The following is a 25,328-nucleotide window of genomic DNA, read 5'->3' on the forward strand; positions in this document are numbered from 1 at the left end:
CTCACTCCACCGGGGCAACCAGCGCGTCCTGCGCGGTATTCTCGGACGTGTCGAGGCCGTCACTGATGACCGAGGGGGTGTCGCGCACCGGGGCGGTGCCGTGATGGCGCAGCACCTTGAGGAATTCGAGACGTTCGAAATCGGCGGCCAGCCTGACCCGCAGGCGCCCGCCCGGATCGGCGGCGATCTGGCCGATCAGCAGCCCTGCGGGAAACACGCCCCCGTCGCCTGAGCTGATGACGCGGTCACCCGGGCGCACCTGATCGGGGTTTTCCAGAAAATCGATCGGCGGCGCGCCGGTGTTGTCACCGGCCACAATCGCGCGCTGGCCCGAGGGCTGGATCACCGCCGGGATGCGGCTGGAGGCATCGGTGAGCAGGATCACCCGCGCGGTATTTTCGCCCACGCCAGAGATGCGCCCGACCAGCCCGATCCCGTCCATCGTGGCCCAGCCTTCGACGATGCCGTCCCGCGCGCCGACGTTCAGCAACACCGACTGCCGGTAGGGGGAGCCGCTGTCGGCCAGCACCACGCCGGTGATCTTGGTCAGGCGCGGATCCAGCCGCACCTTGTTGAGATCCAGCAGTCGTGCGTTTTCCTGCTCCAGCTGGAGGGCGGCTTCCTTCCAGGTCTGCATGCGCCGCAGTTCAGAGCGCAGTTCCTGGTTCTGCTCGGCGAGGCGTTGGTAGCTTTGGAAGTCGCGCAAGAGGTTCACGGTGCCGGTCACGGGCGCCATGGCCCAATCGAGATTGGGCATCAGCCGGTCGGTGATCTGCGCGCGAAACCGTTCGACCCGCGGGCTGTCGATGCGCCACAGCACGAACACGCCCGCCAGTGCCAGCACCAGCACGGCCAGCAGCAACCGCCTTAGCGGGGTGGTGTAGTCCTGCGATGTGCTGCGATCCTTGGCCATGGCTCTCTGCGGTTGGGGCGCCGGGGCGGCGCGCGGGGGTCAACCGGAGTGTGCCGCCCTTCGCGACCCCGGATCAAGCCCCGGGCCGCGTGCGGTGCCCGGTCTTAGCTGTCGTAGTCGATGGCGTGGCGGAGCTGCTTTTCGTACTCCAGCGCCTTGCCGGTGCCCAGTGCCACGCAATTGAGGGATTCGTCGGCGATGGAGACCGCCAGCCCGGTCTGCTCGCGCAGTGCAAGATCCAGATCGCCCAGCAGCGCGCCGCCGCCCGTCAGCATGACGCCACGGTCGACGATGTCGGCTGCCAGATCCGGCGGCGTCGTCTCAAGTGCGGTCATGACCGCCTCACAGATTTGCTGCACCGGTTCGGCAAGTGCTTCGGCGATCTGCGCCTGGGTGACTTCAATTTCCTTGGGCACACCGTTCAGCAAGTCGCGACCGCGGATCTGCATCGAGGTGCCGCGCCCGTCGTCGGGCATGCGCGCTGTGCCGATGGAGGTCTTGATCCGCTCTGCCGTCGTCTCGCCCACCAGCAGGTTTTGCTGGCGGCGCAGGTAGCTGACGATGGCCTCGTCCATGCGGTCTCCGCCCACGCGCACGGAGCGGGCGTAGACGATATCACCGAGCGACAGCACCGCGACCTCGGTTGTCCCGCCGCCGATGTCGACGACCATGTTGCCGGTGGGATCGGTGATCGGCATGCCCGCGCCGATGGCCGCCGCGATAGGTTCGGCGATCAGGCCCGCGCGCCGTGCACCCGCGCGCAGCACGCTTTCACGGATCGCGCGCTTTTCCACCGGGGTGGCGCCGTGGGGCACGCAGACGATGATCTTGGGCTTGGAGAAGGTCGAGCGTTTGTGCACCTTGCGGATGAAGTGTTTGATCATCTCTTCTGCGGTGTCGAAATCCGCGATCACCCCTTCGCGCATCGGGCGGATCGCCTCGATGCTGCCCGGCGTACGGCCCAGCATCAGCTTGGCATCCTCCCCGACGGCGAGCACTTTTTTCACGCCGTCCTTGACGTGATAGGCCACCACCGATGGCTCCGACAGGATGATCCCACGCCCCTTGACGTAGACGAGCGTATTTGCGGTGCCGAGATCGATCGCGATATCTGAGGAAAACAGACCGCGGAAGTTTCCGAAGATTGACATGGCTCACCTGACAGACGCCGAAGGGCGCATAAAATTCCATTGTCCCGCGACTCTGACGAGGCGCTGGCTAGGGGCCTTATAGGGCCCGGCGGGAGCGGGTTAAAGGGGGCGTGCAAAAGCCGCTCGGCATGTTTTGGCCGCTGCGCTAGATTGAGTTGGACAGGCCGGGGTGCCGGAAAAGTTGAAGGAGACGACCGTGAAGAAAATTCAGACACTTGGCGTGCATCACATCACGCTCACCGGGGCGGACCGGCAGTCCAGCATTGATTTCTGGGAGGGCACGCTGGGCATGCCGTTCCTGTTCGATCAGCCAAATCTGGATGACCCCGACGAGGGGCATCTGTATTTCGACCCCGGTGACGGGCGGTTGATCACGATCTTCACCAATGAGGGGCGCCGTCCCGTGCACGACCGAACGCCCACCGATCCCGGCTGCGTGCATCATGTGGCGTTCGAGGTGGATCGCGCGATGTTCGATCAGGTGATCGACCGGCTGGAGGCGCGGGGCGTGGGCCATTCGGGCGTGAAGGACCGCGGTTTCATGCATTCGATCTATTTCAAGGATCCGCTGGGCCTGCTGATCGAGCTTGCGTGCTATACTTTCATCCCGCCGCGCGGATCCAGCCACGCCGAGGTGATGCTGGAGGCGCACAAGCTGCGTGTCGCGCGGGGCGACAACAACATCCTGCGCGCACATCTGGCCGATGCCTGCGTGATGATCGTCGAGCGTTCCCAAGGGTCGCTGAGCGAGGACCGGGGCGCGCGAAATCCCTATGCTTGACGTGATCGTGGCCGGATCACTCCGGCCACGGCGTTTCTGTCGGGCGGTGTCAAATCTTCGGCGAAGATTTGTGTCCAGACTTTGCGGGCAAAGTCTGCCCCGCGCTCAGCTGACGACCTTGTAGCTGATATCCTTGGCGTCGGTGCCGCCGCGCTCACGCCGCACCAGCAGGCGGTTGAGCGCGTGGATATAGGCGCGCGCCGAGGCCACCACGGTATCGGTATCCGCCGATTGGCCGGTCACGATGCGCCCTTCTTCCTCGAGCCGGACAGACACCGTCGCCTGCGCGTCCGTGCCCTCTGTCACCGCGGCAACCTGATACAGCTGCAGGCGGGCGGAGTGGGTCACCAGCGCCTTGATGCAGTTGAACGACGCATCGACCGGCCCGTCGCCGGATTTCTCGGTGCTGTGCTCCGTGCCATCGACAACCAGCGTCATGCGCGCCTCGTTCGGGCCGTCCGTGCCGCAGACCACATGCATGGATTTCAGCTTGATCCGGTCCGCCTCCGGGTCGGCGGCGGTGCGCATCAGGGCGATCAGATCCTCGTCGTAGATCTCTTTTTTGCGGTCGGCCAGTTCCTTGAACCGTACGAACACATCCTTGAGCTGGTTGTCCCCCAGCTCGAACCCGAGGTTTTCGAGCTTGGAGCGCAGGGCCGCGCGGCCGGAGTGTTTGCCCATCACGATGTTCGTCTCGGTCAGGCCCACGTCCTCGGGGCGCATGATCTCGAAGGTCTCGGCGTTCTTGAGCATGCCGTCCTGATGAATGCCGGATTCGTGGGCAAAGGCGTTCTTGCCCACGATGGCCTTGTTGAACTGCACGGCAAAGCCCGACACGGAGGAGACCCGGCGCGAGATGTTCATGATCTTGGTGCTGTCGACGCCCGTCTGGAACGGCATGATGTCATTGCGCACTTTCAGTGCCATCACGACTTCCTCAAGGGCGGTATTGCCCGCACGCTCGCCCAGACCGTTGATGGTACATTCGATCTGGCGCGCGCCTGCTTCGACCGCGGCGAGGCTGTTGGCCGTCGCCATGCCCAGATCGTTGTGGCAATGGGTGGCAAAGATGATTTCATCCGCGCCCGGCACGTTTTCGAGCAGTTTCGCGATCAGATCGGCGGATTCGCGCGGCGCGGTGTAGCCGACGGTGTCGGGGATGTTGATCGTCGTCGCACCCGCCTTGATCGCGATTTCGACCACGCGGTAGAGGTAGTCAAGCTCGGTCCGGGTGGCGTCCATCGGCGACCATTGCACGTTGTCGCACAGGTTGCGCGCGTGGGTGACGGTATCGTGGATCCGCTCGGCCATCTGATCCATATCGAGGTTCGGGATCGCGCGGTGCAGCGGCGAAGTGCCGATAAAGGTGTGGATGCGCGGGCGCCGCGCGTGTTTGATCGCCTCCCAGCAGCGGTCGATGTCGGGGAATTGCGCGCGGGCGAGCCCGCAGATCTGCGCGTTCTGCGATTGGCGCGCAATTTCCGAGACGGCGGCAAAATCGCCTTCGGAGGCGATGGGGAACCCGGCCTCGATCACGTCAACGCCCATCTCGTCGAGCAGCTGCGCGATTTCCAGCTTTTCGGCGTGGGTCATGGTGGCACCCGGCGATTGCTCGCCGTCGCGCAGGGTCGTGTCAAAGATCAAGACGCGGTCTTGGGTCTGGTCTGTCATGGGTCTGGCTTTCGATTTGTCTGATTTGCTGATGTCTGGCGCGCGGCACGGGTCCTCTGAGCGGGCGCGCCCGACGGCACGCTCAGAGGCGGGCTAGCAGCAGGGGGCGCAGCGCGCGCACGGGCAGGCGTGCGGAGGTCGGGATATGGGCTGCGATCAACATGGGGATAGTTATACAAACGCCGCGGCGATTGGAAAGGGGGTTTGTGGGGCTTGCGGTGAAACGGTGACGCCCTAGCTGGCGGGATATGAAACAGGTTTTGGTGATCGGAGCGTCGGGCGGTATCGGCTCGGCAATGGTGAGCGCACTTGAGGCGCGGGGCGCGCGGGTGACGGGGCTGTCGCGGTCGGGCGACGGGCTGGACGTGACGGATGAAGCGTCGGTCGAGGCGCATTTGGGCGCGCTTGAGGGGCCGTTTGACGCACTCCTCGTGCTGACCGGCGCGCTTGAGATCGACGGGGCGGAGCCGGAAAAGACCGTCAAGGCGATCACCGCCAAGGCGATGGCGGATCAATTCGCGGTCAACGCCATCGGCCCCGCGCTGATCCTGCGCCACGCGCCGCGCCTTTTGCCGCGGGAGGGGCGGTCGGTCTGTGCGGTGCTGACGGCGCGGGTGGGCTCCATCGGGGACAACCGCATCGGCGGCTGGACCAGCTACCGCGCCGCCAAGGCCGCGGCGAACCAGATCGTGCACACCACGGCGATCGAGCTGGCGCGCACCCACTCCGAGGCGGTGATGATCGCGTTGCACCCGGGCACGGTCGCCACGCCCTTTACCGAAAAATACCTCGGGCGCCACCCCTCGGTGCCGCCCGAAGAGGCGGCTCAGAACATGCTGGAGGTGCTGGACACCCTCACGCCCGCGCAGACCGGCGGCTTTTATGACTACGCGGGCAAGGAGATCGTCTGGTGACGCGGTTGGTTCTGGTTCTGGGGGATCAGCTGTCGCCGGGCCTGTCGGCGCTGAAAAAGGCCGACAAGGACAGCGATACCGTGGTGATGGCCGAGGTGCGCGAGGAGGCGACCTACGTCAAACACCACCCCAAGAAGATCGCGCTGATCTTTGCCGCGATGCGCAAATTCGCGGCTGAGCTGGAGGATGATGGCTGGACGGTGCTCTACTCCCGGCTCGATGATCCCGACAACGCGGGCTCCATCGTCGGGGAATTGCTGCGCCGTGCGGAGGAGACGGGCGCCAAGGGCGTGATCTGCACCGAACCGGGTGAATGGCGCCTGATCAGCAAACTCACCCACGCGCCGATCAAGACGCATATCCTGCAGGACGATCGGTTCATCTGCTCCCACGCGGAATTCGAGGACTGGGCCGAGGGGCGCAAGGCCCTGCGGATGGAGTATTTCTACCGCGAGATGCGGCGCAAGACCGGCCTGCTGATGGAGGGTGACGACCCGGCAGGTGGCCAGTGGAATTTCGATCACGACAACCGCAAGCCCGCCCCCGGCGACATTGATCCCAAGGGGCCGCTGACGTTTGAGCCCGACAACATCACCGGCGACGTGCTGGCACTGGTGGAGGCGGAATTCGGCGATCATTTCGGCACCCTGCGCCCGTTCACCTTTGCCACGACCCGCGCGCAGGCGCTTCAGGCGCTGGATCATTTCATCGAACACTCCCTGCCCACTTTCGGTGACTATCAGGACGCGATGATCGAGGATCAGCCGTTCATGTTCCACGCGATCCTGTCGTTCTACATGAATTGCGGATTGCTGGGGCCGGTGGAGGTCTGCGAGGCGGCGGAGCGGGCCTACAACGACGACCATGCGCCCATCAATGCGGTCGAAGGGTTCATCCGCCAGATCATCGGCTGGCGCGAATACATGCGGGGGATCTATTTCCTTGAAGGCGACGAATATGCCGCGCGCAACGGGCTGGAGCAGACCCGCGACCTGCCGCAAATGTACTGGGGCGGCGAGACCCGGATGGCGTGCATGTCGGCGGCGGTGGAGGCCACCCGCGATCATGCCTACGCGCACCACATTCAGCGTCTGATGGTCACCGGAAACTTTGCCCTTATCGCGGGGATCAATCCGCAGCAGGTGTCGGAATGGTATCTTGAGGTCTACGCCGATGCCTACGAATGGGTCGAGGCGCCGAATGTCGTAGGCATGAGCCAGTTCGCCGACGGCGGTGTGATCGCGTCAAAGCCCTATGTTTCCTCGGGTGCCTACATCAACCGGATGTCGAACTACTGCAAGGGCTGCGATTACTCGGTGACAAAGAAGACGGGTGAAGGGGCGTGCCCGTTCAACACGCTCTACTGGCATTTCCTCATCACCCACCGGGCGCGGTTTTCCAACAACGCCCGCATGGGCAACATGTACCGCACATGGGACCGCATGGATGAAGAGCGCCGCGAGACCGTGTTGGCCGACGCGGAAAAGGTTCTTGCGCGACTGGATGCGGGCGAGGTGGTGTAACGCGGGCGCGGCGGCTAGTCGTCGGCGCACCAGCCATCCAGCGTGGCCTTGACGTCATCGGGCCAGGGCACCGAAGTGTGTTTGTCGAGATCCGACGCGGCCAGCACCTGGGTCGAGCGCCAGCGCGGCTCCCCCTCGCAGCTGATCTCGTGCTTGAGCGTCACCGAAGAGCGACCGACTTTGACGACCCGCAGCTCGAATGTCAGCGTTTGCCCGAAAAGCGACGGGCTGGAGAAGTCACAGCTTAGATGCACGGTCGGTGTGCCCCAGCGGTCTTTCCAGATAATCTCGTGCCAAGGATAGCCAATGTGGGTCCAGAATTCCTCGTTCACGCCGTTGAGGATGTCGAGATAGGCCGGGAAATACGCCGTGCCGGAGATGTCGCAATCACCAAATCGCAGTTCTCTCGTGGTGGTGAATATTTTACTCATCCAAGGCTCCTTTGCGTGCGCAAACAGGTATAGCCGTGCGGGTGTCGGCTGCAAAGGGGCGCGCCGGGGTTTGTCCGGCGCAAAGTTTTTCCGACGGTGGGCTTGGCTTGTATCCCGTCAGCGTTAACATGCACCGGAATTGTCTCAGTAAAGGATCAGCAAAATGGCCGACACCCCCAAGACAGCCGTGATCGGCCTGGGATCGATGGGATACGGGATGGCGCAATCGTGTCTGCGCGCGGGTCATCAGACAATCGGCGTTGATGTTGTACCGGCGCAGGAAGCGCGTTTCCGGTCCGAGGGCGGGGCGGACGGCGGGCTTGCCCGGCATCTGGGCATGCTGGACGCGGCGATGATCGTTGTGCTGAACGCGGCCCAGACCGAAGCCGTGCTTTTTGGTGAGGGCGGGATTGTCGCTGGTCTGCGCGAGGGGCGGTCGTGATTGCCTGCGCGACGGTACCACCGGAATTCGCTCAGAGGATGGAAGCGCGCTGCGCCGAGGCTGGCGTACATTACCTCGACGCCCCGATTTCGGGTGGCGCGCGCAAGGCGGCCACGGGTCAATTGTCGGTGATGGCGGCGGGGACGGGCGCAGCCTTTGCCGCCGCCGCTCCGGCGCTGGAGGCGGTGGCCGAGACGGTATTCACGCTGGGGGATACTGCCGGCCCCGGATCGGCGATGAAAGCGGTAAATCAGCTGCTTGCCGGCGTGCATATCGCGACCATGGCCGAGGCGTTGACCTTTGGCATGACGCAGGGCGTGGCGCCCGACAAGTTCGTCGAGGTCATCAGCCAATGTGCGGGCACCAGCTGGATGCTGGAGAACCGCGCGCCGCATATCGTCGAGGGCGACTATACCCCGCACAGTCAGGTAAACATCTGGCCCAAGGATCTGGGCATCGTGCTGGATATCGCAAAATCCGCGCAATTCAGCGCGCCGATCACGGCGGCGGCGATGCAGCAATACCTGGCCGCCGCCGGCATGGGGCTGGGGGCCGAGGATGACGCCGCCGTCGCCAAGGTCTATGCGCGCAACGCGGGTCTGACCCTGCCGGGAGAGGGCTGATGCTGCTGGGGTGCATTGGCGACGATTTCACGGGCTCAAGCGATCTGGCCAACACGCTGGCCAAGGGCGGGATGCGCACGGTGCAATATACCGGCGTGCCCACGCGGGACGCGGCGGCGGATGTGCAGGCGGGCGTGGTCGCGCTCAAATCCCGCTCGATCGACGTGCGCGAGGCGGTGGCGCAATCGCTGGCGGCGCTGGAGTGGTTGCGGGCGCAGGGGTGCACGCAGTTCTTCTTCAAATACTGCTCGACCTTTGATTCGACCCCTCTAGGCAACATAGGGCCCGTCGCGGATGCGCTGGCGGACGCGCTGGACGCGCACCGCGTGATCGTCTGCCCCGCGTTTCCGGGCACGGGGCGGTCGATCTATCAGGGGCATCTGTTCGTCAACGACACGCTGCTGAGCGAAAGCGGGATGCAGAACCATCCCGTCACCCCCATGACTGACGCCGACATTCGCCGCTGGCTCGCGCCGCAGACGCGGTTTTCGGTCGGCCATGTCGGGGCGGGGGATGTCTTTGCCGGGGCTGCCCAGATCGGGACGGCGCTGGAGGCGCAGCACGAGGCGGGGCACCGTTTGATCGTGGTGGACGCGATCCGCGACGCCGATCTGCTTGAGATCGGGAAGGCGGCACGGGATCTGCCGTTGATTACCGGCGGCTCTGGCGTGGCGCTGGGGCTGCCTGCGAATTTCGGCTGCACCGCCGCGCAGGTGCCATGGACCGGGCAAGGGGGCAAGGCGGTGGCGCTGTCGGGATCATGCTCAAACGCGACGCGCGCGCAGGTGGCGCATCACGCCCGCACGCACCCCGCGCGCGAAATCATCGCCGCCGATGTGATCGAGGGGCGCCTGAGCGCCGAGGAAATCGCCGATTGGCTGATCGCAGCCGAGGGTGTGCCGCTGGCCTACAGCTCTGCCGATCCACAGGCCGTGGCACAGGTGCAAGAGACCTTTGGCGGCGCGCGCGCGTCGGAGGCGCTGGAGGCGTTCTTTGCCGATGTGGCCCGGCACGCGGTCGCCAAAGGCGCCACGCGGATCATCACCGCCGGGGGGGAAACCTCTGGCGCGGTTGTCGAGGGGCTGGCGCTGGAAACGCTCGAAATCGGACCAGAGATCGACCCCGGCGTGCCTGCGCTGCGCGCGCGCCCCGATCTGGTGGTCGCGCTGAAATCCGGTAACTTCGGGGCCGAGGATTTCTTTGCCAAGGCGGACCGCGTGCTGGGGGCACCCCATGAGCGAGGCGAGGCTGCGCGAACAGATCTGCCTGCTGGCCAAATCGCTGTTTGACCGGGGGCTGACCCACGGCAGCACCGGTAATATCTCGGCGCGCACGGGGGACGGCGGATTGCTTGTCTCGCCGACGGGGACCAGCTTTGGCAGGCTGGATCCCGGACGGCTTAGCCGGTTTGACGCGGGCGGGACGCTGATTTCAGGCGATGCACCGACCAAGGAAATGCCGCTGCACAGCGCGTTTTACGACACGCGCAGCAGTGCCGGCGCGGTGGTGCATCTGCACAGCTGCCATTCGGTCGCCTGGTCGATGATGCCGGATGCGGATGTCGATGATTTTCTGCCACCGCTCACGCCCTATGCGGTGATGAAGCTGGGGCGGGTGAAGCTTTTGCCGTTCTTTCTGCCGGGCGATCCGGCAATGGGGGCGGCGGTGCGTGGCCTGTCGGGCAAGCGCAGCGCGGTGATGCTGGCCAATCACGGACCCGTCGTTGCGGGCAAGGACGTGGAGGCCGCGTGCAACGCCGTCGAAGAGCTGGAGGAGACCGCGCGGCTCGCCATGATGCTGCGCGGGGTAGAGGCGCGTGGGCTGACCGACGACCAGCTGCGCGCGGTGGTGACCAAATTTGATGTGGAGTGGGATGGATGACGCGATTCTCGGCCAACCTGGGGTTCTTGTGGATGGACCGCCCCCTGCCGGATGCGATCCGCGCGGCAAAGGCTGCGGGGTTTCACGCGGTTGAATGCCACTGGCCCTATGACACGCCCGCCGCCGATGTGCGCACAGCACTGGAGGAGACCGGCCTGCCGATGCTGGGCCTCAACACCCGGCGCGGCGATGTGGCGGGCGGGGAGAACGGGCTGTCGGCGCTGCCCGGACGCGAAGAGGAGGCCCGCGCGGCGATTGACGAGGCGATTTCCTACGCGCGGGCGACGGGTACGGGCGCGATCCACGTCATGGCCGGCTTTGCCGAGGGCCCGCAGGCCCACGCGGCGTTTGTCGGCAACCTGCGCCATGCCTGCGCGCAGGCCGCTGAGCTGACGATCCTGATTGAGCCGCTGAACGCCCATGACGCACCGGGCTATTTCCTGCGCGACACCGCGCTGGCGGCAGATATCATTGCGGAGGTTGACGCACCCAACCTGAGGCTGATGTTCGATTGCTACCACGTGGGCCGGACCGAGGGCGACGTGATTGACCGGCTCAATGCGCATCTGCCGCTGATCGGTCACGTGCAATTCGCTTCCGTCCCCGACCGGGGGGCGCCGGATCACGGTGAGGTCGATTATGCCAGCGTCTTTGCCGAACTGGCGCGGCTGGGCTGGGACGCGCCGCTGGGGGCTGAGTACAAGCCCGGTGGCGATACCGATGCGACACTTGGCTGGATGTCTATGGGCGCGTGACGCGGCGACAGGCTTGCACGCGGCGCTTTAGGGCCGCACCAAGCCCCCAGCCAAAGGAGACGCCATGCAAATCTGGAATATCGAGATCACCGCACCGACGGGCAATTTCCGTGCCACCTTGCGGATCACCGACGACGGCGGAGAGATGGCGGGCAAGAATGGCGCAGGCCCGATGCTCGATTTGCAGCAAGACGGCGATAGCCTGCGCTGGGCTACACAGATCGAAAAACCGATGCCGATGAAGATGAAATTCGACGGCACCGTTGACGGCGATCAGCTGTCGGGCACGGTCAAATTCGGGATCTTTGCCAAGGGCACATTCGAGGGCACGCGCGCGGCCTAACCGTGCAGCGCGCGGCTGTCGGCGGGCGCTTCATCGCGGTCGAACATGCCGTAGTCGCGGATCACATGGGCGATGCGCAGGTGGTAGTCGGCAAAGAAATCCGTGCGCCCGGCGCGCTGGGCGGCGCGGTGTTTCGTCAGCCTGCGCCAATCGTCAAGTGCGGCCTCGTCGCGGAAAAACGACAGCGACAGCAGCTTTTCGGGGTTGGTGAGGCTTTGGAAGCGTTCGACCGACAGAAACCCGTCAATTTCCTCGACGAGGGGCCGCATTTCGGCGGCCATGTCGAGGTAGTTCTGTTTCTTGTCGGCGTGCGGCTCGACTTCGAAGATAACGGCAATCATGCGGGCGCTCCGTGTGGGGTCGAGGCGAGTTTGAGAAACGTTCGGTCCTCGCGCAAGATGAATCGCTGCGATTGCGCAAAGGCATAGTTTTCGCGGCCCAGCGGATCTTCCGCCAGGCGGGCGCGGTAGACCTCATAGGCGGCGAGCGAGGGGATATTGTAGATCCCGTAGGCCAGTGTCGAGGATCCTTCGTGCGGGGCGAAATAGCCGATCAGATCCGCACCGCAGCGCGGGATCGCCTGACCCCAGTTGCGGGCGTATTGCCCGAACTCGGCGCGTTTCGTGGGATCGATCTGGTAGCGGATGATGCAGGTCAGCATGGCGGTCTCCTTTTTGAGCTGCGTCAGGAATAGCGGATTGTGGCGCGGAGATGCTTCGGCTACGCTCGAAGTATGAAGGAAGGGCCGGACATTTCGCGCATCGCCGCACTGATAGGGGATCCCGCGCGGGCCAATATGCTTGCCGCGTTGATGAGCGGAAAGGCCCTGACCGCGACCGAGCTTGCCGCCGAGGCGGGGGTGAGCGCACAGACCGCCAGCAGCCACCTCGCGCAGTTGGAGCGCGGCGGGCTGACACACGTGCGGCGGTCGGGACGGCACAAATACATCTCGCTCGCCGGGCCCGAGGTCGGTGCCGTGCTGGAGGCGCTGATGGGGTTGGCCGCAGGGCAGGGTCATTTGCGCACGCGCACCGGCCCCCGCGACGCGGCACTGCGCGAGGCGCGGGTGTGTTATAATCATCTTGCGGGCGCGCGGGGCATTGCAATGTTCGATGCGATGGTGGCGCGGGGGGATCTGCGGCTGGACCGGGACGCTGTTGACCTCACCGAGCGGGGGCGCAGCTTTGTCGCGGAATTCGGCGTTGATCTGGAGGGTTTGAGCAAGGGGCGCGCCGTTCTATGCCGCCCCTGTCTGGATTGGAGTGCCCGGCGCAGCCATCTGGCGGGCAGTCTGGGCCGCGCGATGCTGGCGCGGATGGAGGCGCTGGGCTGGGCGCGGCGCGCGCGGGGCAGCCGGGCGGTACTGTTCACCCCCGAAGGCGCGCGGGCATTTGAGGCGGCGTTCCGGATCTAGCGTTTCACCGGTATGCTGGGGAGAGCGGGATCAGGCGTTCTGCGATCAGGACGTTTTGGAGGGCGTCAGCCGTCGCTTTCGCTCTCGGTTTCGGTTTCCGCATCGGGTGCGGGCGACGTGAGCGCGCCGTTTTCCCAGTTGCCTGAAGCTTCCTCGCCACTCGCGTAGCGCATGGTGCCCACGCCCTGACGTTTGCCGTCGGCAAAGCTGCCCACGTAGATGTCGCCATTGGCGTAGGTTGCGCGGCCGTCGCCGTCGATCTGCCCGTCCGCCCAGGATCCTTCGTAGACAAAACCGCTAGGCATCGTGATCTTGCCCTCGCCGTGGCGCAGCCCGTCACGGAACGCGCCTTCGTAGACCGTGCCATCGGGGTAGGTTGCCACACCCGTGCCGTGGCGCAGACCGTCTTTCCAACCGCCCTGATAGACACGCCCGTCGGGGTAGCTGAGCCGCCCTTGCCCTTCGTTGCGGGCGTTCACGAAACCGCCCTCGTAGACCATGCCGTTGGGGAAGGTTGCCGTGCCTTGCCCCTCGATCACGCCGGCGGCCCAATCCCCTTCGTAGGTGGAGCCGTCGGGATAGGTGATCTTCCCCGGTCCTTCGGCGAGATTATCGCGAAACTGGCCGGTCTGGACCGATCCATCGGGGTAGGTCACCGTCCCTTGCCCTTCGGCGCGGCCTTCGACCCATTCGCCTTCGTAGATATAGCCATCCGCACCGGTGAACGTGCCGGTGCCGTGGCGCTGATCGTCCAGATAGGCGCCCGTGTAGGTGTCACCGGCAGCCGTGGTCGAGGTACCGATGCCCTCGCGGCGCCCGTCGACAAAATCACCCTCGTAGGTGTCGCCATTGGCCTGCGTGATCTTGCCCTTGCCGTTGAGCTGCCCTCCCGACCACTGGCCGCTCATGGTGAAGCCGTCGGGGTGGGTGAGCGTGCCCTCCCCCGAGCGGGTGCCGTTCACGACCGTCCCTTCATAGACCGCCCCCTCGGCGTCCTTGATGACCGCCTGTCCGGTGGCCGCGCCATCGACCCAATCGCCGCGATATTCGTAGCCCGAGGGCAGTTGCAGCACGCCCTTCCCGTGGCGTTTGCCATTGCGAAAGCTGCCTTCGTAACGCTCTCCGCTGGCGTGGATCGCCACGCCCTGACCGACGATCGTGCCGGCCTGCCACTCGCCCTCATAGGTGCCGCCATCCGCCATGGTGATCTTGCCGATGCCTTCGGGCTTGCCCTTGGCGAATTCGCCCTCGTAGACGGAGCCGTTGGCGAACCGCGCCACCCCGCTGCCGCGGATCTCGCCTTCGACCCATTGGCCGGTGTATTGGTAGCCGTTGGGCAGGGTGTAGGTGCCCGTGCCGTGCTGCAACCCGTCCTTGAACGTGCCCTCATAGACGCCGCCATCGTCGTATTGCTTGCTCAGCACCTGTGTGTTCTGCGCGTGCACGGGCGTGGCGAGCAGGAGGGGCGCGGCAAGCGCGAAGAGGATCGGGCGAAGGGTCATGGCTGTCCTGTCGTCTGTCTGGCGGGCGTCCGGTGCGCCGCTTGGGTCAGCGCAAGAGTAAGCGGGGCGGTCGCGGGGGGCAACGCCTTTTGCGTGCGGCGGCGGTGCGGTGCCGCAGGGGTTTCCCCGGCCCCGTGATCTGCTACATCAGCGGTAACGCACGAGGAAGGGACAGCTATGGCAGACCGGTTTCGCATCACCCTGGGGCAGCTGAACCCGACCGTCGGGGATCTGGCGGGCAACGCCGCCCTTGCGCGCGAGGCGTGGGAGGCGGGCAAGCAGTCGGGTGCCGATCTGGTGGCGCTGCCCGAGATGTTTATCACCGGCTACAACGCGCAGGATCTGGTCATGCGCCGGGCCTTCCAGCTGGATGTGATGACGCATATCGAGGCGCTTGCGGCGGATTGTGCCGACGGCCCCGCGCTGGCCATCGGGGCGCCCTGGGCCGAGGGGGCCGCGCTTTATAACGCCTATCTCATTCTCAAGGGCGGCAAGATTGCGTCCCGCGTGCTCAAGCATCATCTGCCGAACGAGACCGTCTTTGACGAGGTGCGGATATTCGACAGTGGCCCGCTGGGCGGCCCCTATTCGGTGGGCAATACGCGCATCGGCTCCCCGATCTGCGAGGATGCGTGGCACGAGGACGTGGCCGAAACGCTGGCGGAGACGGGCGCGGAGTTTTTGCTGGTGCCCAATGGCTCGCCCTACTACCGGGGCAAGTTCGACACGCGGCTGAGCCACATGGTCAGCCGGGTGGTAGAGACCGATCTGCCGCTGATCTACCTCAACATGGTGGGCGGGCAGGACGATCAGGTTTTCGACGGGGCGAGCTTTGGTCTCAACCCCGGCGGCAAGCTGGCGTTTCAGATGCCTGCGTTCGATAGTGCCATCTCTCACGTTGATCTCGAGCGCGGCCCGGAAGGCTGGCGCATCGCGCAGGGCGAGATCGTGGCGCAGCCCGACGACTGGACGCAGGATTACCGGGTGATGGTGACGGCGCTGCGCGACTACATGCGCAAGACCGGGTTCAAAAAGGTGCTACTGGGGATGTCCGGCGGCATCGATTCCGCCTTGGTCGCGACGATTGCCGTGGATGCGCTGGGTGCAGACAACGTGCGCTGCGTGATGCTGCCATCGGAATATACCTCGCAAGGCTCGCTCGACGATGCCAAGGCCTGCGCGCAGGCGCTGGGCGCGCGCTATGACTTCGTGCCGATCAAGGAAGGACGCGAGGCGATCACCAATACCCTCGCCCCCCTGTTCGAAGGCACCGACGAAGGGCTGACCGAGGAGAACATCCAGTCGCGCCTGCGCGGTCTGCTGTTGATGGCGCTGAGCAACAAATTCGGTGAGATGCTGCTGACCACCGGCAATAAGTCCGAGGTCGCGGTGGGCTATGCCACGATCTACGGCGATATGTCGGGCGGCTATAACCCGATCAAGGATCTGTACAAAATGCGGGTGTTCGAGACCTGCCGCTGGCGCAACGCAAACCACCATGACTGGATGATGGGCCCCGCGGGCGAGGTCATCCCGCCCGCGATCATCGACAAACCCCCCTCGGCGGAACTGCGCGAGGATCAAAAGGACAGCGATAGCCTGCCCGACTATCCCGAACTGGACGCGATCCTGGAAATCCTCGTGGATGAGGCGGGATCGGTGGCCGATGCGGTTGCAGCCGGGTTCGCCCGCGAGACGGTCAAGAAGGTCGAGCATCTGGTCTATATCTCGGAATACAAACGCTTTCAGTCCGCGCCCGGTGCGCGGTTGACGAAGGGGGCGTTCTGGCTTGACCGTCGCTATCCCATCGTGAACCGCTGGCGCGATCCCAGCTGAGATGCGCGCGCCCGTGGCCTGGTACGCGCCGCGTGCGCGGATGTGGGTTCTGGTGGGGCTTGCTGTCGTCATGATCGCGGTGTCCGGCGTGGCCACACTGGTGATGCCGCCGGTGGGCATTGCGGGGATCGTGTTCTTTGGCGCGTGTCTGGCGGTAATCATCGCAGGCGCGCTGCGGCGCAAGCCGATTGTCGCGCTTGTCGATGCGGGGATATTCATCTGGCAGTATCCCTTCATGGGGTGGGAGGAATTTGGCGGCGCCGAGGTATACCGGTCTTCGGGCGAGATTTTTCTGGTGCTGCACGCCCGTGATCCCGGTGCATATCTTGCGCGGATGGGGCCGTTGCGCAGACGATGGGCGCAGATGAACGCTGCGTTGATGCCGGGATCCGCGTTCGTATCGGCGCGGGCCTTGCCGGTTGCCGCAACAGACGTCGCCGCGCGGATCAACGCGCACACGGGCGCGTGACTTGCCATCCGTCCGGGGCTGCCGCACCCTTACCGGAACCAGAGGAAGGAACATGCCGATGATCCGCGTGCTATCCGCAATTTTCGCCCTATGCGCCGCCACGCAGGCCTTGGCCTGCGGAGAGACGAGCGTCTGCCCGGTCGGTGAGCGGCATTATCAGATTTCCTTCCCAGAAGGGCACGAGGCGGGCGCGCCGATCGGCGCGCTGCTGTGGTCGCACGGCTATCGCGGCTCGTCGGCTGGGGTGATGCGCAACGGGTCGCTCAAACGGATGGTGCACGATCACGGGCTTGCGCTGATCGCGATGCAGGGTGTGGGCGGCACGTGGGATCTGCCACTGGGCCCGCGTACCTTTGACAGCACGGGTGCGGAGGAGTTTGCGTATTTCGAGGCGGTTATCGCCGATGCGGCGCAGCGGTTTGCCGTCGATACCGACCGCCTGATCGCCAGCGGGTTCAGCGCGGGCGGCATGGTGACATGGTATCTGGCGTGCAAGCGGCCGGACAGTTTTGCCGGGTTCATTCCCGTTTCGGGCACCTATTGGCTGCGCCCGCCCGACAGCTGCGAAACACCCGCGGCGAGCCTTGTGCACATCCACGGTGACAGTGACCGCACCGTACCGCTGAACGGGCGCCCCATCGGGGGGACGAAGCAGGGCGAGGTGTCGGCAGCTTTGGCGCAGTACGTCGCGATCGGTGCTTTCGGCCCGGCGCAGAGCGCGCGGCACGGCGATCTGCGCTGCGAGGAACGCGGGAACGCGCGTGGTGATATACTGGAGTTCTGCCTTTTCGAGGGGGCCATTCGTTTCGGACCGAATACCTTTCCCACGGGATCGAGCGGTTGAAGGCGGCGGGGCAGCTCTAGGCCGCAGGCCGATCGCTGCCCGCCGGGCGCTCCCCATCCCGCTGTCGGGACGGGGAGCGGGATGTTACAGCAACAATTGGTAGCTGTGCGGCACGTATTCGAAAGCGTCGTCCTTTGACGCGACGTAGCCAATGCCCGGGAAGGGCATGTGGTAGCCCACAAACGGCACCTTGTCGGCCGCAAGCATCCCGAGGATGCGTCGACGGGTGGCCGCGGCGGCGGTCTTGTCCATGTCGAACTTCACCTCCCAGTCGGGATGCGCCAGCGACCAGACGTAGTGGTTGGCAAAGTCCGCCCCCAGCACAAGCTGCTGACCGTCTGACTCCAGCATGTAGGTCATGTGCCCGGGCGTGTGACCAAACGCGGCCATTGCCGTGACGCCCGATGCGACGCTTCCGCCATCGTCGAGCATCGTCATCTCATCGGCCAGCGGGCGGACCTTGGCCTCGAACGGATCACTGCCCTGCGCGGCCCAGGCGTCGAACTCAGCCGAGCCGGTGACATAGCTGGCGTTGGCAAAGGTGCGCGCGCCGTCGTCGCCCGTCAGCCCGCCGATGTGATCGCCGTGCATGTGGGTGATCACGACCGTATCGACCTGATCGGCGGTGTAGCCTGCCGCCTCAAGGGCCGCGACGGTAGCGGCGCCTTGCAGGCCCGCATCGAAAAGGATCAGCGATTCCCCGGTGTTCACCACAGTGGGGGTAAAGAAGAACTGCGAGACATCCGTGGGAATGTTCGCGGCCTCGGACGCCTCGGCAAAGGCGGCATCATCGACGTTGAGGCCGAAGATGCTGTGCGGATTTTCTACCGCGCGGGTGCCTGCGAGCAGGGTCGTGACCTCGAACTGGCCCAGCGTCACCCGCTGGAAAGGCGCGCCGCCGGCGCCCATCATCGGGGCGGCTGCCCGCGCCATCTGGCCTGTCGCGGCGGCAAGCGGAAGGGCGGCGGCGCCTGTGAGGGCCGCGCGTCGGGAAAGTCTGAAGGGGGTGTTCATTATCCGGTCTCCTGTTGTGACAGACCACACATAGCCCGGTCCCCAAACTTTTCCGGTGTGAAGTTTATCACATTGGCGTGGGGGGTGTATTTCGTGCGTTGCTGGACAATTCTGCGGCGCTATGACAGTCAGCCTCGCAACAGGAGGCCCCTATGTCTGACAAAGTGATTACCCGTTTCGCCCCGTCCCCTACCGGCTGGATCCACGTGGGCAACCTGCGCACGGCGCTGATGAATTATCTCATTTCGCAGCAGCAGGGCGGCGAGTTCATCCTGCGCATCGACGACACGGATCAGAATCGCTCCAAAGAAGAATACGTCGACGGGATCAAGCGGGATCTGGAATGGCTTGGCATCACCTGGGACCGGGTGGAGCGGCAATCGGCGCGGCTGGAGAAATACGAGGAAGCGGCGGAAAAGCTGCGGGAGATGGGGCGCTTTTACGAAGCGTTCGAGACGCCCACCGAGCTGGACCTCAAGCGCAAGAAGCAGCTGAACATGGGGCGCCCGCCGGTCTATGACCGCGCGGCCCTGAACCTTAGCGACGCAGAACGCGACGCGCTGCGCGCCGAACGGGGTGCGGGGGCCTGGCGGTTCAAGCTCAATCAAAGCCGGACCGTCTGGCAGGACGGGATCCTGGGCGAGGTCAGCATCGACGGCGCGTCGGTGTCCGATCCGGTGCTGATCCGGGCGGACGGGCAAATCCTGTATACGCTGGCCTCGGTGGTGGACGATACCGAAATGGGGGTGACCCATGTGGTGCGCGGGTCTGACCACGTCACCAACACCGGCACGCAGATCCAGATCATGGAAGCGCTGGGCGGCACGCCGCCGTCGTTCGCGCATCATTCGCTGCTGACCGATCCGCAGGGCGGGGCGCTGTCGAAACGTCTTGGCACACTGGCCCTGAAGGATCTGCGCGAGCAGGGCATCGCGCCGCAGGCTTTGCTGAGCCTGATGTCGCGGCTTGGATCGAGTGATCCGGTCGAGCTGCGCGTCGAGATGCAGGAGCTGATCGACGGCTTCGACATTTCGCGTTTTGGCTCTGCCCCGACGAAATTCGACGCCGAAGACCTCAAGCCGCTGACCGCGCGCTATTTGCAGACGCTGAGTGCGGCGGATGTGTCCGATGAGATCGCGGCGCTGGGCGTGCCTGCCGATCAGGCAGAGCGGTTTTGGGCCGTGACCCGCGAAAACATCACCACCCTGCACGATCTGGAGGGCTGGTGGACGCTGTTCACCCAGGGCGCCGATCCGGTCATCGCCGATGAGGACCGTGAATTTGTGGCGCAAGCGCTGGAGCTGCTGCCCGTAGGTGCCTTTGACGACGATACCTGGGCGAGCTGGACTGCGGCGGTCAAGGAAAAGACCGGGCGCAAGGGCAAGGGCCTGTTCATGCCGCTGCGCCACGCGCTGACGGGCATGCCCAACGGGCCGGACATGGGCCAGATGATGCCGCTGTTGCAGGTGGTCAAGGCGCGCGACGCGGTTTGAGACATTGCCACACCGAAATAGGGGGCTGCCTGAGAGGGCGGCCCTTTTTTCGTGGGGTATGCCTTTGGGGTGCGGTCGGATTCAGGTATTTGGAAAAGGGTGCAGGGGGCGTGTCGCGCTAGAGTGACGTCACCGGCGTGCCGCGCAGGGCGAGGTGCTGATCGACGAGCGCGGTTTCCTGTGTGCTCAGACGTTGTGCGCGCGGGTAGTGCGGTGCGGCGCGATCGTTGCGCACCGGGGTGTGCCATCCATCGGTCGTGTCAAAGAAGCGCGAGACGCCCGCGGCGCCGAACTCGCGCAGATATCCCTGAACGACCACGTCGAGATAGCTGAGCAAGATTCCGTGGGGGCCGGTTGTGACGTGGGTCTGAGGCGGGACGCTGTAGTGGGAGACGTCCGGGCGCGGGTCTAGATCGGTCTCGACCGCGCTGCCCGAAAGCAGACGGGCGTAGCCATGCTCGCGCGCGTCAAGAGCGGCCCAGTCACCGCCGGGTACTTCGGCAATGAGTCCCTCGATCGTGGTGTGCGCGTCGGGGAGCACGCTGAGGTAGGCGAGATCCCGACCTTCGGTCTTGACCCACGCGCGGCGCCAGCCCTTGAGCCGAGCACGGTGGGCGTTCTCGTAGACATGGGTGTCGCGGTTCACGAGGCTGCCGTAGCCGAAAAAGCAGGGATGCATGGGGAGGAACCTTTTTCCGTGTCGTTTCATCCTGCCCTAAGCTGCGTCTGCGATGTTGTCAAAAGCCGATGCCTTTGGCAAAAGTTTGCGCAAGCGAGGAGACCGGTCATGAAATTCACCGAAGAGCATCTGTGGCTACGGATTGAGGATGGCGAGGAGGAGGTCAGCGTCGGCCTGTCGGCTTTTGCCGCCGCCGAATTGGGCGAGGCCAAGTTCATCGAGCTGCCGGAAGAGGGCGATACGGTCTCTGCCGACGAACAGGTCGCGGTGATCGAGGGCAGTGAGGATGCGCTGGACGTGCTTGCCCCGCTCGACGGGGAGATCGTGGAGGTCAACACCCGCCTGATCGACGCGCCAGAGGTGATCAGTGAGGATCCGCAGGGCGAGGCATGGCTGTTCAAGATGGTGCTGGACGATCCGTCCGAGATGGACGCCCTCATGAGCGAGGGCGCCTACCAGAAATTCATTCGCTAGGGGCAGCACTGTCTTCCAGCAGGAAGGCGAATTTCTTTTTCAGTTTGCTCCAGCTTGCTTTGTCGGGGGCCACCAGCAGGAAACCCTCGTGCCGGGCCGCCGTGTAGTCCTCGCCGTCGAGCATTTGCACATGGCAGCCCGCACGCTGGCAGATCAGGGCACCTGCGGCGTGGTCCCACGGGTGCAGCAGCGCGGTGAGCGCAAAATCCTGATGGCCTTGCGCCAGCAGGCGGTATTCGACGGCCGAGGAGCGCTGGTTCACGATGGCCCTGAAATCGGGGATCAGGGCGGCGAGACGTGGCTGCATCGCCTTGTCGAACATATGCACCGGGAAGTTGCCGGTCATCTCGTCGAGCGGTTTTGCCGGTGCCGCTGCCAGCGTTTTCGGCGCGCCGATGGGGCGCTGCATCTGCGGCGTCATCTCTTCGTCAGCGATGGCCCAGTCGTCGTTCATCGGATCATAGATCAGGCCGAACACCGGTTTGCCGAACCGTGTCGCCGCGACGATCACGCCGAAATTTGCCAGCCCGTGAGCGAAGTTCCATGTGCCGTCCACGGGATCGATGATGAAGGCGAGCGCGGCATCCGCAACCTTGTCCAGCAGGTCGGGCTTTTTGGCGCAGGCTTCCTCACCCACGATCAGCGCGGAGGGAAATGCGATTTGCAGCGCACGGGTAATCATCGCCTCGGCGCGGGTATCGGCTTCGGTCACCAGATCGATGGGGGAGGATTTTGTCGCGATGTCGCCCGATGACAGGCGGCGAAAGCGTGGCACGATCTCAGCGCGGGCTGCGCGGCGCACGATGTTGACGACGTTCTGCCGCTGCGCGGGCGTCAGCGCCGGGGGCAGGGGGGCAGGCAGGTCATCGGTGGGGGAATCGGTCATGGCAGTGGCCTCCTGAGGTTGGCGCAGGTATCGCGTGACGGTCTGCGGGGTTCAAGGGGAATGGGCTACTCCCGTGCCCGCAGAACGCCTGCGGGGCGCGCGGTGAGCGCGCGGCGGGCAAAGCCCAGGCCCGCGAGCACGGTCGCCGTGATCCCGCCCGCGACAATCATCAGCGCCGAGGGCCAGATGACGGCGTAATCGGTCTCCATGATGAAGGTCGAGACGGCCCAGCCGCCGAGGATCCCTGCCAGCAGCGCTACTGCACCGGCGGCGAGACCCAGAAAGGCGGCGCGCAGGATAAAGCTGATGGCGATGCTGCGCCGGGTGGCGCCCATGGTTTTCAGCACCGCCGCCTCAAAGGTACGTGCGTCGGCCCCCGCCGCCGCTGCGCCGATCAGCACGAGAAAGCCGGTGAGCAAGGTTGCCGCCGCGCCGTAGGATGTCGCCGCCGCCAGCCCCGCCAGCACATCGGCCACGCGGTCGATTGCGTCCTTGACACGGATGGCGGTGACGTTCGGGTAGGCCTGCACCAGATCGCGAAGGATGGCGGCCTCGGCCTCGGGTTCTGCATAGACGGTCGAGATGAAGGTATGCGGCGCGCCCGCGAGCGCGGAAGGCGGCATGGTGATGATAAAGCCGATGGCAGCGTTGGAATAATCGACTTCCTGGAACGAGGTGATCTCTCCGGTGATGTCGCGCCCGAGGATGTTGACGGTGAGGCGGTCGCCGAGCGTGAGCCCCATCTCTCCGGCTTCTTCCGCGGCGAAACTGATCTGCGGCGGACCGCTGTAGCCCGGCTCCCACCAGTCGCCGCGTGTGATGATCGCGTCCTCGCCCGGCGCCTCGGCGTAGGTGACGCCGCGGTCGCCGTCGAGCACCCAGTGATTGCCCGCGACCTCGCGCGCGGGGCGGCCGTTGATCTGGGTGATGACGCCGCGCAGCATCGGCGCGCTATCGATACGGCGCACGGCGGGGTCGTTTTCCAGCCGTTCGGTATAGCCGGGCATCTGGTCGCGCTGGATATCGACAAAGAAATACGAGGGCGCGACCTCGGGCAGGTTGCCCGCGATGGCCTGGCGCAGGTTGCCGTCGATCTGGCCCACGGCAGCCAGCACCGACAGGCCAAGGCCAAGCGAGAGCACAACGGCGCCCGCCCCTTCGCCGGTGCCGCCGATGGCCGACATGGCCCAGCGCAGGCTGGGGCGTCCGTGCAGGCGCGGGGCGAGGCGGCGGGCCAGCGCACGGATCCCGGCGGCGGCGATGACCAGCAGCACCAGCGCACCCGCGATCCCGCCCAGCGTCCAGAGCGTCAGCCACCAGCTGCCGTTGAACCAGCCCGCAAGGGCCACAAGGGCCGCCACGGCCCCGCCGGTGATCAGCAGATAGGGCAGACGCGGCAGGCGCGCCGCACCCGACCAGGCATCGCGGAACAGCGTTGCCGCGCGCACCTCATCCACCCGCGCCAGCGGCCAGAGCGTGAAGATGAACGCAGTCAGCAACCCGTACAGCGCCGCCTCGACCAGCGGCGCGGGGAAGAGGCCGAAGGCGGCGGGCACGGGCAGGCGCGCCTCAAGGATCGGGGAGAGCAGGATCGGCGCGACCCCGCCCAGGACCACGCCAAGGGTCACACCCAGCAGGGTCAACAGCCCGATCTGGATGAAATAGGTCGCAAAGATCGTGCGCCGGTCGGCACCAAGCGCCCGGAGTGTCGCGATGACCTCGGTCTTTCGGGCAAGATAGCTGCGCACCGCCGCTGAGACGCCAACGCCGCCCACCGCAAGGCCGGACAGCCCCACAAGGATCAAGAACGCGCTGAGCCGGTCAACGAATTGCGCCACCCCCGGCGCCCCGTTGCGCGCATCGCGCCAGCGGATGCCTGAATTTGCAAACCGCGCCTTGGCGTCGGCCTCAAGCGCGGGCAGGTCGGCGCCATCGGGCAGGTCGAGCCGGTATTTACTGTTGAAAAGCGTGCCCGGCGCCAGCAGGCCGGAAGCATCAAGCGCACCCCGCCGCACCAGCGTGCGGGGCCCGAGGGCAAAGCCTGCCGCGGCGCTGTCGGGCTCGCGCGTGATTTCCGCGCTCAGACGGAAGGCCTGCTCTCCCAGTCGGAAGGTATCCCCCACGGCAAGGCCAAGGCGGTCGATCAACGCGCGCTCCATCACCGCGCCGGGGGTGCCGTCCTGCACAGCGAGTGCTGCGTCGAGGGACATTTCTGGTGACAGGGCGACGGACCCAACAAGTGGATAAAGATCATCGACCGCCTTCACCTGTGTCAGCGCACGGTCGTCGCCCGCGACGGCCATGGACCGAAACTCGGCGATTTCGGACACCGCAGTGGCGCGCGCGGCCATCCATGCGCTCTCCTGCGCGTCGGCAAAGCGGTAGGTCAGCTCAAGCTCAGCGTCGCCACCCAGAAGGGCCGCACCCTCGCGCGCCAGCCCCGCCTCGATGCCGGATCGAACGGAGCCGACGGCGGCGATGGCGGCCACCCCGAGGGCGAGACAGGCGAGAAACAGGCGGAACCCGCGCAAACCGCCGCGTAGCTCGCGCCGGGCGAGGCGGGAGGCCTGCGCAAGGCTCATGCGAGGCGACCGTCACGCAGGCTGATAACCCGGTCGCACCGCTGGGCCAGCCGGTCGTCATGGGTGACCAGCACGAGGGTCGCGCCGTGCCGGTCGCGCAGATCAAACAGCAGATCCATGATTGCGCTGCCATTGGTGCTGTCGAGATTGCCGGTCGGCTCATCCGCGAGCAGGATCGCCGGGCGCGGGGCGGTGGCGCGGGCAAGTGCGACGCGCTGCTGCTCGCCGCCCGACAGCTGTGCGGGGTAATGGCCCGCGCGCGCCGCAAGCCCTACGGTATCCAGCGCCGCCTCGGCAAGCGCAAAGGCATCCGCGTGACCGGCAAGCTCAAGCGGGGTCGCGACATTCTCAAGCGCGGTCATGGTGGGGATCAGGTGAAACGACTGGAACACGATACCCATCCGGTCGCGCCGAAATAGGGCGAGCGCGTCCTCGTCCAATGCGGTCAGATCTTGGCCCATGGCGTGCACCTTCCCGCCGGTTGCCTGCTCCAATCCGCCCATGACCATCAGCAGGGAGGATTTGCCGGAGCCGGAGGGGCCGATCAGCCCGACACTCTCCCCTGCCGCAACCTCAAGCGAGATGCCGCGCAGGATCTCGACCGGGCCGGCATTGCCATCGAGCCGCAGGGATGCATCTGTAAGGGAGAATATCGGATCACTCATCGGGGCCGCCTTTGCTGTCCCCTTGGGATATGGAGGGATCGA

Annotated in this window: 25 protein-coding genes and 1 pseudogene; 14 read left to right on the forward strand and 12 right to left on the reverse strand. The window is 65.5% G+C overall.

All coding sequences use genetic code 11. The annotated features are described in order from the left end of the window. Nucleotide 1 precedes the first annotated feature (1 nt). The gene (mreC, locus tag KDD17_RS00595) at nucleotides 2-913 is read right to left on the reverse strand and encodes a rod shape-determining protein MreC (RefSeq protein WP_212704807.1); all 912 of its coding nucleotides are present in this window, start codon (nucleotides 911-913) and stop codon (nucleotides 2-4) included. Nucleotides 914-1,017: 104 nt separating this feature from the next. Next, nucleotides 1,018-2,064, reverse strand: coding sequence for a rod shape-determining protein (locus tag KDD17_RS00600; protein ID WP_284438384.1), 1,047 nt, complete (start codon nucleotides 2,062-2,064; stop codon nucleotides 1,018-1,020). A gap of 196 nt (nucleotides 2,065-2,260) precedes the next feature. Here KDD17_RS00600 and KDD17_RS00605 point away from each other — a divergent pair, with 196 nt between their 5' ends. Next, nucleotides 2,261-2,845, forward strand: coding sequence for a VOC family protein (locus KDD17_RS00605; protein WP_212704808.1), 585 nt, complete (start codon nucleotides 2,261-2,263; stop codon nucleotides 2,843-2,845). Between the two features lie 105 nt (nucleotides 2,846-2,950). Here the strand turns inward: KDD17_RS00605 and KDD17_RS00610 are convergent, their stop codons facing one another. After that, nucleotides 2,951-4,516, reverse strand: a complete 1,566-nt coding sequence (locus KDD17_RS00610; protein ID WP_212704809.1) for a 2-isopropylmalate synthase — start codon at nucleotides 4,514-4,516, stop codon at nucleotides 2,951-2,953. 248 nt (nucleotides 4,517-4,764) lie between these two features. On the opposite strand from KDD17_RS00610, the gene KDD17_RS00615 reads away from it, so the two are divergent. Both KDD17_RS00615 and KDD17_RS00620 read left to right on the forward strand, forming a co-directional pair. After that, the gene (locus tag KDD17_RS00615; RefSeq protein WP_212704810.1) at nucleotides 4,765-5,430 is read left to right on the forward strand and encodes an SDR family NAD(P)-dependent oxidoreductase; all 666 of its coding nucleotides are present in this window, start codon (nucleotides 4,765-4,767) and stop codon (nucleotides 5,428-5,430) included. Then, on the forward strand, nucleotides 5,427-6,953 hold the full coding sequence (locus KDD17_RS00620) for a cryptochrome/photolyase family protein (protein WP_212704811.1): 1,527 nt from the start codon (nucleotides 5,427-5,429) through the stop codon (nucleotides 6,951-6,953). The genes KDD17_RS00615 and KDD17_RS00620 overlap by 4 nt, the downstream gene beginning before the upstream one ends. Nucleotides 6,954-6,967: 14 nt before the next feature. Here KDD17_RS00620 and KDD17_RS00625 read toward each other — a convergent pair whose 3' ends face one another. Further along, nucleotides 6,968-7,384: an acyl-CoA thioesterase gene (locus KDD17_RS00625; RefSeq protein ID WP_212704812.1), complete on the reverse strand. Its 417-nt coding sequence runs from the start codon at nucleotides 7,382-7,384 to the stop codon at nucleotides 6,968-6,970. A gap of 163 nt (nucleotides 7,385-7,547) precedes the next feature. Here KDD17_RS00625 and ltnD point away from each other — a divergent pair. From ltnD to KDD17_RS00650, 5 genes and pseudogenes are all read left to right on the forward strand, one after another. After that, a pseudogene (gene ltnD / locus KDD17_RS00630) lies at nucleotides 7,548-8,449 on the forward strand (L-threonate dehydrogenase). Beyond that, the gene (otnK, locus tag KDD17_RS00635; RefSeq protein ID WP_212704813.1) at nucleotides 8,449-9,738 is read left to right on the forward strand and encodes a 3-oxo-tetronate kinase; all 1,290 of its coding nucleotides are present in this window, start codon (nucleotides 8,449-8,451) and stop codon (nucleotides 9,736-9,738) included. The pseudogene ltnD and the gene otnK overlap by 1 nt, the downstream one beginning before the upstream one ends. Beyond that, nucleotides 9,683-10,330 carry a 3-oxo-tetronate 4-phosphate decarboxylase gene (otnC, locus tag KDD17_RS00640; protein ID WP_212704814.1) on the forward strand — a complete coding sequence of 216 codons (648 nt, stop codon included), beginning with the start codon at nucleotides 9,683-9,685 and terminating at the stop codon, nucleotides 10,328-10,330. The genes otnK and otnC overlap by 56 nt, the downstream gene beginning before the upstream one ends. Further along, the gene (locus KDD17_RS00645; protein WP_212704815.1) at nucleotides 10,327-11,085 is read left to right on the forward strand and encodes a hydroxypyruvate isomerase family protein; all 759 of its coding nucleotides are present in this window, start codon (nucleotides 10,327-10,329) and stop codon (nucleotides 11,083-11,085) included. Before otnC ends, KDD17_RS00645 begins: the two co-directional genes overlap by 4 nt. A gap of 64 nt (nucleotides 11,086-11,149) precedes the next feature. Further along, complete coding sequence (locus tag KDD17_RS00650) at nucleotides 11,150-11,428, forward strand: hypothetical protein (protein ID WP_212704816.1); 279 nt, start codon at nucleotides 11,150-11,152, stop codon at nucleotides 11,426-11,428. Here the strand turns inward: KDD17_RS00650 and KDD17_RS00655 are convergent. Continuing rightward, entirely contained in the window at nucleotides 11,425-11,769 is a 345-nt protein-coding gene (locus KDD17_RS00655; protein ID WP_212704817.1) for an antibiotic biosynthesis monooxygenase family protein, read from the reverse strand. The two genes, KDD17_RS00650 and KDD17_RS00655, sit on opposite strands and share 4 nt — an antisense overlap. Then, nucleotides 11,766-12,089 carry an NIPSNAP family protein gene (locus KDD17_RS00660; RefSeq protein WP_212704818.1) on the reverse strand — a complete coding sequence of 108 codons (324 nt, stop codon included), beginning with the start codon at nucleotides 12,087-12,089 and terminating at the stop codon, nucleotides 11,766-11,768. The genes KDD17_RS00655 and KDD17_RS00660 overlap by 4 nt, the downstream gene beginning before the upstream one ends. Before the next feature lie 72 nt (nucleotides 12,090-12,161). Between KDD17_RS00660 and KDD17_RS00665 the strand changes: the two genes are divergently transcribed. Further along, entirely contained in the window at nucleotides 12,162-12,842 is a 681-nt protein-coding gene (locus KDD17_RS00665; protein WP_212704819.1) for an ArsR/SmtB family transcription factor, read from the forward strand. 65 nt (nucleotides 12,843-12,907) lie between these two features. On the opposite strand, the gene KDD17_RS00670 is transcribed toward KDD17_RS00665, so the two are convergent. Further along, nucleotides 12,908-14,344 carry an MORN repeat-containing protein gene (locus KDD17_RS00670; RefSeq protein ID WP_212704820.1) on the reverse strand — a complete coding sequence of 479 codons (1,437 nt, stop codon included), beginning with the start codon at nucleotides 14,342-14,344 and terminating at the stop codon, nucleotides 12,908-12,910. A 177-nt stretch (nucleotides 14,345-14,521) separates the two neighbouring features. Here KDD17_RS00670 and KDD17_RS00675 point away from each other — a divergent pair, with 177 nt between their 5' ends. From KDD17_RS00675 to KDD17_RS00685, 3 genes are read left to right on the forward strand one after another with little or no spacing between them, the layout of a single operon-like run. Then, nucleotides 14,522-16,180 carry an NAD+ synthase gene (locus KDD17_RS00675; protein ID WP_212704821.1) on the forward strand — a complete coding sequence of 553 codons (1,659 nt, stop codon included), beginning with the start codon at nucleotides 14,522-14,524 and terminating at the stop codon, nucleotides 16,178-16,180. Nucleotide 16,181: 1 nt separating this feature from the next. After that, entirely contained in the window at nucleotides 16,182-16,649 is a 468-nt protein-coding gene (locus tag KDD17_RS00680; protein WP_212704822.1) for an STM3941 family protein, read from the forward strand. A gap of 58 nt (nucleotides 16,650-16,707) precedes the next feature. Next, nucleotides 16,708-17,493 (forward strand): CE1 family esterase, encoded by a 786-nt coding sequence (locus KDD17_RS00685; RefSeq protein ID WP_254796840.1) that lies wholly within the window; start codon nucleotides 16,708-16,710, stop codon nucleotides 17,491-17,493. Between the two features lie 84 nt (nucleotides 17,494-17,577). Here KDD17_RS00685 and KDD17_RS00690 read toward each other — a convergent pair whose 3' ends face one another. Beyond that, nucleotides 17,578-18,507 carry an MBL fold metallo-hydrolase gene (locus tag KDD17_RS00690; RefSeq protein ID WP_212704823.1) on the reverse strand — a complete coding sequence of 310 codons (930 nt, stop codon included), beginning with the start codon at nucleotides 18,505-18,507 and terminating at the stop codon, nucleotides 17,578-17,580. Between the two features lie 152 nt (nucleotides 18,508-18,659). On the opposite strand from KDD17_RS00690, the gene gltX reads away from it, so the two are divergent. Continuing rightward, nucleotides 18,660-20,000 carry a glutamate--tRNA ligase gene (gene gltX / locus KDD17_RS00695; RefSeq protein WP_212704824.1) on the forward strand — a complete coding sequence of 447 codons (1,341 nt, stop codon included), beginning with the start codon at nucleotides 18,660-18,662 and terminating at the stop codon, nucleotides 19,998-20,000. A gap of 118 nt (nucleotides 20,001-20,118) precedes the next feature. Here the strand turns inward: gltX and KDD17_RS00700 are convergent, their stop codons facing one another. Beyond that, nucleotides 20,119-20,679: a gamma-glutamylcyclotransferase family protein gene (locus KDD17_RS00700; RefSeq protein ID WP_212704825.1), complete on the reverse strand. Its 561-nt coding sequence runs from the start codon at nucleotides 20,677-20,679 to the stop codon at nucleotides 20,119-20,121. A gap of 108 nt (nucleotides 20,680-20,787) precedes the next feature. Between KDD17_RS00700 and gcvH the strand changes: the two genes are divergently transcribed. Further along, nucleotides 20,788-21,153 (forward strand): glycine cleavage system protein GcvH, encoded by a 366-nt coding sequence (gene gcvH, locus KDD17_RS00705; RefSeq protein WP_212704826.1) that lies wholly within the window; start codon nucleotides 20,788-20,790, stop codon nucleotides 21,151-21,153. Here the strand turns inward: gcvH and KDD17_RS00710 are convergent. From KDD17_RS00710 to KDD17_RS00720, 3 genes are all read right to left on the reverse strand, one after another. Then, nucleotides 21,143-22,039 (reverse strand): inositol monophosphatase family protein, encoded by an 897-nt coding sequence (locus KDD17_RS00710; RefSeq protein ID WP_212704827.1) that lies wholly within the window; start codon nucleotides 22,037-22,039, stop codon nucleotides 21,143-21,145. The genes gcvH and KDD17_RS00710 overlap by 11 nt on opposite strands. 65 nt (nucleotides 22,040-22,104) lie before the next feature. Continuing rightward, nucleotides 22,105-24,621 carry an ABC transporter permease gene (locus tag KDD17_RS00715; RefSeq protein WP_212704828.1) on the reverse strand — a complete coding sequence of 839 codons (2,517 nt, stop codon included), beginning with the start codon at nucleotides 24,619-24,621 and terminating at the stop codon, nucleotides 22,105-22,107. Then, a complete protein-coding gene (locus KDD17_RS00720) occupies nucleotides 24,618-25,286 on the reverse strand; it encodes an ABC transporter ATP-binding protein (protein ID WP_212704829.1) in 669 nt (222 codons plus the stop codon). Before KDD17_RS00720 ends, KDD17_RS00715 begins: the two co-directional genes overlap by 4 nt. Nucleotides 25,287-25,328 lie beyond the last annotated feature (42 nt).

The organism is Sulfitobacter albidus, from assembly GCF_018200035.1.
GTDB lineage: Bacteria > Pseudomonadota > Alphaproteobacteria > Rhodobacterales > Rhodobacteraceae > Sulfitobacter > Sulfitobacter albidus.